The organism is Intrasporangium mesophilum (genome assembly GCF_054783095.1).
On the sequence record NZ_BAAGRF010000029.1, the window covers coordinates 632578 to 640000 of the forward strand.

At 62.7% G+C, this 7423-nt stretch carries 4 protein-coding genes and 3 rRNA genes (1 of these 7 cut by a window edge); 2 read left to right on the forward strand and 5 right to left on the reverse strand.

Annotated elements, in window-relative coordinates; genetic code table 11:
- Positions 1–79 precede the first annotated feature (79 nt).
- Both ACYVLP_RS22715 and ACYVLP_RS22720 read left to right on the forward strand, forming a co-directional pair.
- A complete protein-coding gene (locus ACYVLP_RS22715) occupies positions 80–601 on the forward strand; it encodes a uridine kinase family protein (RefSeq protein ID WP_460629570.1) in 522 nt (173 codons plus the stop codon).
- Entirely contained in the window at positions 598–1347 is a 750-nt protein-coding gene (locus ACYVLP_RS22720) for an aspartate/glutamate racemase family protein (protein ID WP_460629571.1), read from the forward strand. The genes ACYVLP_RS22715 and ACYVLP_RS22720 overlap by 4 nt, the downstream gene beginning before the upstream one ends.
- A 51-nt stretch (positions 1348–1398) precedes the next feature.
- On the opposite strand, the gene ACYVLP_RS22725 is transcribed toward ACYVLP_RS22720, so the two are convergent.
- The 5 genes from ACYVLP_RS22725 to ACYVLP_RS22745 all read right to left on the reverse strand — a co-directional run.
- The gene (locus ACYVLP_RS22725) at positions 1399–2568 is read right to left on the reverse strand and encodes an adenosine deaminase (RefSeq protein WP_460629572.1); all 1170 of its coding nucleotides are present in this window, start codon (positions 2566–2568) and stop codon (positions 1399–1401) included.
- On the reverse strand, positions 2565–2939 hold the full coding sequence (locus ACYVLP_RS22730; protein WP_460629573.1) for a cupin domain-containing protein: 375 nt from the start codon (positions 2937–2939) through the stop codon (positions 2565–2567). The genes ACYVLP_RS22725 and ACYVLP_RS22730 overlap by 4 nt, the downstream gene beginning before the upstream one ends.
- Before the next feature lie 204 nt (positions 2940–3143).
- Positions 3144–3260: ribosomal RNA gene (gene rrf / locus ACYVLP_RS22735) — 5S ribosomal RNA — on the reverse strand.
- A gap of 80 nt (positions 3261–3340) precedes the next feature.
- Positions 3341–6473: ribosomal RNA gene (locus ACYVLP_RS22740) — 23S ribosomal RNA — on the reverse strand.
- A gap of 404 nt (positions 6474–6877) precedes the next feature.
- Positions 6878–7423: ribosomal RNA gene (locus ACYVLP_RS22745) — 16S ribosomal RNA — on the reverse strand; it runs 976 nt beyond the window's last position.
- Together the 16S, 23S and 5S rRNA genes form the textbook arrangement of a ribosomal RNA operon.

Consider the following 7423-nt stretch of genomic DNA (forward strand, 5'->3'; position numbering starts at 1 on the left):
CGTCATCCTCGTCACCGGCCCCAGCGGGGCGGGCAAGAGCCGGCTGTCGGCGCGGCTGAGCACTGCGCACGGTTGGCCGGTGGTCCGGCTGGACGACTTCTACCGCGAGGTCGACGACCCGCGACTCCCGCGGTCGCCGCTCGGCATCGCCGACTGGGACCATGTCGACTCCTGGAACGCCGACGCGGCGGTGGCCGCGCTCCGGGAGCTCGTCGACCACGGGCTGGTCGAGCTGCCCGTCTACGACATCAGCACGTCGTCGGTCACCGGCCGCCACGTCGTCGAGGCGCAGGCGGGCGACTTCATCCTGGCCGAGGGGCTCTTCGCCGGCCGGCTCGTTGCACCGCTGACCTCCGAGGGCCTGCTCGCCGACGCGCTCTGCGTGCGCCAGAACCGCACGGTCACGGCGGTGCGCCGCTTCCTGAGGGACCTGGCCGAGCGTCGCAAACCACCACACATCCTCGTGCGACGCGGGCTGGTGCTGTGGCGCGACGAGCCACGCGTCGTCGCCGAGGCCCAAGCGCACGGCGCACGGTGCATCGCTCCCCGCGCGGCCGAGTCCGAGCTCAGCCGACTGGCAGCGCCAGGAGCAGCGACATGAGACTCATCGGCATGCTCGGCGGGATGAGCTGGGAGTCGACCGCGGAGTACTACCGGCTCGCCAACGAGCTCGTCCGCGACCGGCTCGGTGGGCTTGCCTCGGCCCGGCTGCTGGTCCACTCGGTCGACTTCGCCGAGGTGGAGCGCATGCAAGCCGATGGCGAGTGGGACGCCGCAGGGCGGCTGCTCGCGTCAGCCGCAGCGGGCCTCGAGGCCGGTGGGGCCGAGCTGCTCGTGCTCTGCACGAACACGATGCACAAGGTGGCCGGGCCGATCGAGACCGCGGTGACCATCCCGTTCCTGCACATCGGAGACATCACCGCCGAGGCCGTCCGTCGCGCCGGCGTCTCGCGGGTGGGACTGCTCGCGACGGCATACACGATGGAGCAGGACTTCATGCGGGACCGGCTCGCCGCGCACGGCCTGACGGTGATCGTTCCGCCTGCCGACGACCGCGCCGTGGTGCATCGCGTCATCTACGACGAGCTCTGCCTCGGCGTGGTCACCGAACCGTCGCGACAGGCGTACCGCGAGATCATCGCCCGTCTCGTCGACGCGGGGGCCGAGGGCATCATCCTCGGCTGCACCGAGATCGAGCTGCTCGTCGGGCCTGCCGACTCCCCTGTCCCGGTCTTTCCGACGACTCGACTGCACGTCGAGGCCGCAGTGACCGCCGCTCTCCGGCTCGGCGAGGCCGACGGAGTGCGCGGCGGCGACAGCGACAAGCCGGTCGGCCAGGGCGCCTAGCCGGTCGGCACCTAGCCGGTCGGCACCTAGCCGGTCGGCGACATCGACTGGCTAGGCGGTCGGCTGGATGAGGGGCGACGCCTCGATACCGAGCACGGCATACCCCGGCTTGATGACGTCGTCGATGAAGGCGAGGCGCTCGTCGAAGGGGATGAACGCCGACTTCATCGCGTTGATCGTGACCCAGCGCAGGTCGGCGAGGTCCCAGCCGGCCGAGTCCTGTAGGAGCCGGAACTCCTTGCTCATCGACGTGTCGCTCATCAGCCGGTTGTCGGTGTTGAGCGTCACGCGGAACCGCAGGCGCTTGAGAAGCGTGATCGGGTGGAGCGAGATCGACAGGGCGGCTGAGGTCTGCAGGTTGCTGCTCGGGCACATCTCGAGCGGGATCCGCATGTCCCGGACGTATGCCGCCAGGCGCCCCAGGCGCACGCGGTCGAGTTCCAGCTGCGTGAGGGCGTGGGGGTCCTCCCTGTTGCCCTCCAGCCACTCCCCGAACGGCGAGCCGTCGATCGTGATGTCATCGACGATGCGGACGCCGTGGCCGAGCCGGTCGGCGCCGCACCACTGGATCGCCTCCCAGATCGACGGGAGCCCGAATGCCTCGCCGGCGTGGATCGTGAAGTGGGCGTTCTCGCGGCGCAGGTACTCGAACGCGTCGAGGTGCCGGGTCGGTGGGTATCCGGCCTCGGCGCCCGCGATGTCGAACCCGGAGACGCCGTCGTCGCGGTAGCGGATCGACAGCTCGGCGATCTCGGTGGACTTCGCAGCGTGGCGCATGGCGGTGAGCAGCGAGGTCACCCGGATCGGGGTGCAGGCCGCCGCGGCCTTTGCCTCACCGTCGCGCAGTCCTGCGCTGACGGCCTCGACCACACCCTCGAGGGTCAGGCCGCGGGTGAGGTGCTGCTCGGGGGCATACCGGCTCTCGGCGTAGGCGACACCGTCGGCAGCAAGGTCCTGGGCGCACTCGCTGGCCACCCGGTACAGGCCCTCCCGGGTCTGCATGACGGCCAGCGTGTGGTCGAAGGTCTCGAGGTACCGCGGCAGCGAACCCGAGTCGGCACTCTCCCGGAACCACGCCCCAAGGCTGGCGGCGTCGTGGGCCGGGAGCGCGTCGTACCCGCACTCGTCGGCGAGCTCGATGATCGTCTGGGGGCGCAGGCCGCCGTCCAGATGGTCGTGGAGCAGGACCTTGGGCGCCTGGCGGATCTCGTCGGGCGTCATGACCCGTCGCCCTCGCGGTGCACCGACTCGGGCGTGAACGCGGGCAGGCACACGGCGACGTACTCCGCACCCTCGGGGCCGCACGAGTAGCGGATCCGCTCGCCGCCGTGGGTGATGACGGACTGGCCCTGGGCGACTTCGAGCGTCCCGCCGTCGTGGTCGATGAGGACGGTCCCTTTGAGCACGAGGGTGATCTCGTCGAAGTCGGGTGTCTGGAACGGCTCGGTCCAGCCGCCGGGAGCCACCATGTGCGCCACGGAAACGGAGGACTGCAGGCCGGCATCCGGGGTCGTCACGGCACCGACGTGCTCGTTGATGACCTTGCCGCCAGGAACGGGGATTCGCGTCGGGGTGGGGATGAGTTCGGGCACGAGGCAACCCTACGCCCTGCCCCGCCCGAGGTATTCGAGTCCAGGTATTCGAGTCGAGGTATTCGAGTCCCGGCGCCCACCCCCGTTCGAGGTATTAGGCCGGCCTATGCGGCGACCTTTCACCTCGACCCGAATACCTCGAACGAACTCGGGGCATGCAGAAGACCCCGCCCGGTCACCCGGGCGGGGTCTTCTTGAAAGTGTGTCCGGCTGCGTCCTACTCTCCCACACCGTCACCAGTGCAGTACCATCGGCGCTGAAGGGCTTAGCTTCCGGGTTCGGAATGGAGCCGGGCGTTTCCCCTTCGCTATGACAGCCGAAACTCTATGGAGATATCAAATGTTGTGTGGGTGTGTCCCGTTTGTATCTCGGGAACTGCACAGTGGACGCGTAGCATCTTTGTTGTCAAGTTATCGGCTTATTAGTACCGGTCAGCTCCACACATTGCTGTGCTTCCACGTCCGGCCTATCAACCCAGTCGTCTAGCTGGGAGCCTCTCGCCCTCGCGGGCCTGGAAACCTCATCTTGAAACGTGCTTCCCGCTTAGATGCTTTCAGCGGTTATCACTTCCGAACGTAGCTAATCAGCGGTGCTCTTGGCAGAACAACTGACACACCAGAGGTTCGTCCATCCCGGTCCTCTCGTACTAGGGACAGCCTTTCTCAAGTTTCCTACGCGCACAGCGGATAGGGACCGAACTGTCTCACGACGTTCTAAACCCAGCTCGCGTACCGCTTTAATGGGCGAACAGCCCAACCCTTGGGACCTACTCCAGCCCCAGGATGCGACGAGCCGACATCGAGGTGCCAAACCATGCCGTCGATATGGACTCTTGGGCAAGATCAGCCTGTTATCCCCGGGGTACCTTTTATCCGTTGAGCGACGGCGCTTCCACAAGCCACCGCCGGATCACTAGTCCCGACTTTCGTCCCTGCTCGACATGTCTGTCTCACAGTCAAGCTCCCTTGTGCACTTACACTCAAAACCTGATTGCCAACCAGGCTGAGGGAACCTTTGGGCGCCTCCGTTACCTTTTAGGAGGCAACCGCCCCAGTTAAACTACCCACCAGGCACTGTCCCTGATCCGGATCACGGACCGAGGTTAGATATCCAGAACGACCAGAGTGGTATTTCAACGTTGACTCCACCATCACTGACGTGACGGCTTCACAGTCTCCCACCTATCCTACACAAGCCGTACCGAACACCAATACCAAGCTGTAGTAAAGGTCCCGGGGTCTTTCCGTCCTGCTGCGCGTAACGAGCATCTTTACTCGTAGTGCAATTTCGCCGAGTTCGTGGTTGAGACAGTGGAGAAGTCGTTACGCCATTCGTGCAGGTCGGAACTTACCCGACAAGGAATTTCGCTACCTTAGGATGGTTATAGTTACCACCGCCGTTTACTGGCGCTTAAGTTCTCAGCTTCGCACTTGCGTGCTAACCGGTCCCCTTAACGTTCCAGCACCGGGCAGGCGTCAGTCCGTATACATCGTCTTGCGACTTGGCACGGACCTGTGTTTTTAGTAAACAGTCGCTTCTCCCTGGTCTCTGCGGCCGATCACGCTCCCCCAGCAAGTGGGTTCACGATCAGGGCCCCCCTTCTCCCGAAGTTACGGGGGTATTTTGCCGAATTCCTTAACCACGATTCACTCGATCGCCTTGGTATTCTCTACCTAACCACCTGAGTCGGTTTGGGGTACGGGCGGCTCGAACCTCGCTAGAAGTTTTTCTCGGCAGCATAGGATCACCCTCTTCCCGCATTCGCGGTCACTGTCAGGTCTCAGGCTTGTATGAGATCCGGATTTGCCTGGATCTCGCCCTACACCCTTAGACGTGGACAACCATCGCCACGCGGCGGCTACCTTCCTGCGTCACTCCATCGCTTGACTACTACCCGGTCGGTTCGTGCGCTCCACACACCCGGTGACCCCGAAGGGTCAGTTGGGCGTGCTTCAGGCACTTAGCATCACGGGGTTCATCAGGGGCGGTTCTTCGCCGGTTCCGGAATATCAACCGGATGTCCATCGACTACGCCTGTCGGCCTCGCCTTAGGTCCCGACTTACCCAGGGCAGATTAGCTTGACCCTGGAACCCTTGGTTATTCGGCGGACGGGTTTCTCGCCCGTCATTCGCTACTCATGCCTGCATTCTCACTCGTGTAGCCTCCACGGCTGGATCACTCCGCCGCTTCCCTGGCAACACGACGCTCCCCTACCCATCAACACGCCTGGACACCGGACCCGCAGGTGCCGGTGCCGAGCAGTGTGTCAATGCCACAGCTTCGGTGGTGTGCTTGAGCCCCGCTACATTGTCGGCGCGGAATCACTTGACCAGTGAGCTATTACGCACTCTTTGAAGGGTGGCTGCTTCTAAGCCAACCTCCTGGTTGTCACAGCAACTCCACATCCTTTCCCACTTAGCACACGCTTAGGGACCTTAGCTGGTGATCTGGGCTGTTTCCCTCTCGACTACGGAGCTTATCCCCCGCAGTCTCACTGCCACGCTCTCACTTACCGGCATTCGGAGTTTGGCTAACGTCAGTAACCTGGTGAGGCCCATCGGCTATCCAGTAGCTCTACCTCCGGTAAGAAACACGTGACGCTGCACCTAAATGCATTTCGGGGAGAACCAGCTATCACGGAGTTTGATTGGCCTTTCACCCCTACCCACAGCTCATCCCCTCAGTTTTCAACCTAAGTGGGTTCGGTCCTCCACGCAGTCTTACCTGCGCTTCAACCTGGCCATGGGTAGATCACTCCGCTTCGGGTCTAGACCCAGCGACTATGACGCCCTATTCGGACTCGCTTTCGCTACGGCTTCCCCACACGGGTTAACCTCGCCACTGAGCACTAACTCGCAGGCTCATTCTTCAAAAGGCACGCTGTCACCCCACACCCCCAACGGGGGGAGGCTCCAACGGATTGTAGGCACACGGTTTCAGGATCTATTTCACTCCCCTCCCGGGGTACTTTTCACCTTTCCCTCACGGTACTTGTCCGCTATCGGTCACCAGGGAATATTTAGGCTTAGCAGGTGGTCCTGCCAGATTCACACGGGATTTCTCGGGCCCCGTGCTACTTGGGATCCCCACCGGGAGTCCACACCATTTCGTCTACGGGGGTCGCACCCTCTATGCCGAGCCATTCAATGCTCTTCGACTATGACGCAGATTTCTCACTCCCCACCGGCATGTCAGCACCGGTAAGCGGGTCCCACGACCCCGGACATGCAACGCCTGACAGCTATCACACACGCCCGGTTTAGCCTCATCCGCTTTCGCTCGCCACTACTCACGGAATCACTCTTGTTTTCTCTTCCTGTGGGTACTGAGATGTTTCACTTCCCCACGTTCCCTCCACACACCCTATATATTCAGGTGCGGGTGACTGGACTTGCCTCCAGCCGGGTTTCCCCATTCGGAAATCCTCGGATCACAGTCTGGTTATCGACTACCCGAGGCTTATCGCAGATTCCTACGTCCTTCTTCGGTTCCTGGTGCCAAGGCATCCACCGAGTGCCCTTAAAAACTTGGCCACAAAGATGCTCGCGTCCACTGTGAAGTTCTCAACATACAACCGGCACCCCCCACCCGGACCCGACACACGGTCGGACCAGCCAGAAGGCCCACACACTCAACCAGAAGAACCAACCAGCCCCAACCCCCCAGCAGAGACACCCCAGACGCCGGCCACCACACGGCCACCAGCGCCAGGACACCCCACAGAGAAGCCAGGACAAGCCCGATCCCTCAGGACCCAACAACGTGTCAAGCACCCCAACCCCACCACCACCACGTTCCACTGCTGAAACCCACACGCAAGGTGCAGACCAGCTTGTACTAGCGGCCAACGGCCGGGCACGGCGCCAACTAATCGATGTTCCACCCATGAGCACCCCCCACCAGACACTCGCCGGCAGCGGGGCTTAATGCTCCTTAGAAAGGAGGTGATCCAGCCGCACCTTCCGGTACGGCTACCTTGTTACGACTTAGTCCCAATCGCCAGTCCCACCTTCGACGGCTCCCCCCACAAGGGTTGGGCCACCGGCTTCGGGTGTTACCGACTTTCGTGACTTGACGGGCGGTGTGTACAAGGCCCGGGAACGTATTCACCGCAGCGTTGCTGATCTGCGATTACTAGCGACTCCGACTTCATGGGGTCGAGTTGCAGACCCCAATCCGAACTGAGACCGGTTTTTTGGGATTCGCTCCACCTCGCGGTTTCGCAGCCCTTTGTACCGGCCATTGTAGCATGCGTGAAGCCCAAGACATAAGGGGCATGATGATTTGACGTCATCCCCACCTTCCTCCGAGTTGACCCCGGCAGTCTCCTATGAGTCCCCACCATCACGTGCTGGCAACATAGAACGAGGGTTGCGCTCGTTGCGGGACTTAACCCAACATCTCACGACACGAGCTGACGACAACCATGCACCACCTGTACACCAGTCCGAAGAAGCACCCATCTCTGGATGTGTCCGGTGTA

Coding starts and splice junctions, on each gene's coding strand:
- ACYVLP_RS22720 (WP_460629571.1), top strand. CDS start 598: ATGAGACTCATCGGCATGCTCGGCGGGATGAGCTGGGAGTCGACCGCG.
- ACYVLP_RS22725 (WP_460629572.1), bottom strand. CDS start 2,568: ATGACGCCCGACGAGATCCGCCAGGCGCCCAAGGTCCTGCTCCACGAC.